At 69.0% G+C, this 1,367-nt stretch carries 1 protein-coding gene and 2 pseudogenes; 1 reads left to right on the top strand and 2 read right to left on the bottom strand.

The window, feature by feature from the left end; genetic code table 11:
* Positions 1 to 327, bottom strand: a pseudogene (locus IE249_RS36780) (alpha/beta hydrolase); the annotation flags it as partial.
* A gap of 115 nt (positions 328 to 442) precedes the next feature.
* Between IE249_RS36780 and IE249_RS40255 the strand changes: the two are divergent.
* Positions 443 to 790, top strand: a pseudogene (locus tag IE249_RS40255) (transposase family protein); the annotation flags it as partial.
* Here IE249_RS40255 and IE249_RS09745 read toward each other — a convergent pair.
* The gene (locus IE249_RS09745) at positions 744 to 1,229 is read right to left on the bottom strand and encodes a DUF3291 domain-containing protein (RefSeq protein ID WP_189704371.1); all 486 of its coding nucleotides are present in this window, start codon (positions 1,227 to 1,229) and stop codon (positions 744 to 746) included. The pseudogene IE249_RS40255 and the gene IE249_RS09745 sit on opposite strands and share 47 nt — an antisense overlap.
* Between the last annotated feature and the right edge of the window lie 138 nt (positions 1,230 to 1,367).

A 1,367-nucleotide genomic window follows, 5' to 3' on the forward strand; every position in this document is an offset into this window, starting at 1 on the left:
CCGGGCTTCCACGGCAAGCCGCCACAGCTTCTCGTCCTGCCCGCCCGCAGAGCCGAACGCCCAGCCTCCGCCGTGTATGTGCAGGTACACGCCGTCGACGTGATCCGGCACGAACGCCCGGACCTTCACCCCGCCCGCGACGACGCGGTCCTGGCCCTGCGGCAGTCGCACTGGTGGCGTGTCGCCACCGAGCCGGTTGCGCCGCAGAAGCGCCAGCATGTCTGCATCCACCGCTTGCCCATGAGGTGGACGGCTCGCGGCAGCAGCCTCGAACTGGGCGTTGAATGTCAGGGTCTCGGCGAGGCAGTCCTCATCTGTGATCGTCATGCGTCGACAGTCGCAGCTGTCTGCGACAACACCCTGTCACCCTTTCCCCCGTGAACTGCATCACGTCCCTCTTCCCCCACCCGCCCAACGCCATGAGCGTGCCCGCGCCCGCAGCGAAAGGTCCCCGGTGGATTGCGGCCGGTCCGGGCCGACGGCCAGACGGTCCAACCTGGCCGGCTGGGCCGGATACGGCTACTGCGCCTCCCACTCCCGGTTCTTCCGGGGCTTGCGGCTGTACCTGGTCTGCACCCCGGCCGGGATGCCCGTCACCTGGGCGCCGGCCACCCCGAAGATCGACGAACGCGAGGTGCTGGCGGCCATGTTCGACCGCGAACCCCACCTGGCCGCCGACCGCAGCGGACTGCTGCTGATCTGCGACAAGGGCTTCGCCTCCGCGGAGTTCGAGGCCGGTCTTTCTAGATCTGCGAGCCCTGGATCCGCGCGGCCCCGGCCGGCGCCGGGTAGGGGTCGCGGAAGGTGAACGCGAGCGGCCCCGGCCCGTGTTCACGTACGAGGGCCACCCGCTCCATCGCCTCGGCGACGCTCGGGCGGTGGCCGGCCGGAATCCACCACAGGGCCTGGTGCGTCTCGGCCATGCGCCGGAACCACTCGCGGCGGCGGCTCAGTACGCGCAGATGATCGGTGTGGTAGGTGAAGTTCCGCAGGGACTCGACCGACTCCCAGACCGAACAGTTGATCAGGAGCATGTCGTCACGCTCGTCGGGACGGAAGCCGGTCGCGTCCTCGCCCCCGTCGTCGACCATGCGCCACACGAACCCCGGGCTGCGGTCGGCGAGCGCATTGATCTCGGGCAGTTGGGCGACGAAGTCGGCCAACTCGGGTTCGTCCAGCGGGGCGACGATGCGGCCGATGTTGACCTGCGCGAGGTGAAAGGCAGTCATGAGCCCAGCATGGCCCGGCCCCACTTCTATAGTCAATGACTGTTATTTTTAGAAAGCGCCACGCAACACCCCCCGGGACAGGGATCCATCGCCGGCGACCACTGCCCGGACGCCAGGCCCTGGAGCAGCGCCAGATTC

Source organism: Streptomyces anandii JCM 4720, assembly GCF_014650655.1.
In the GTDB taxonomy this organism is placed as follows: domain Bacteria; phylum Actinomycetota; class Actinomycetes; order Streptomycetales; family Streptomycetaceae; genus Streptomyces; species Streptomyces anandii.

Coding starts and splice junctions, on each gene's coding strand:
- IE249_RS09745 (WP_189704371.1), bottom strand. CDS start 1,229: ATGACTGCCTTTCACCTCGCGCAGGTCAACATCGGCCGCATCGTCGCC.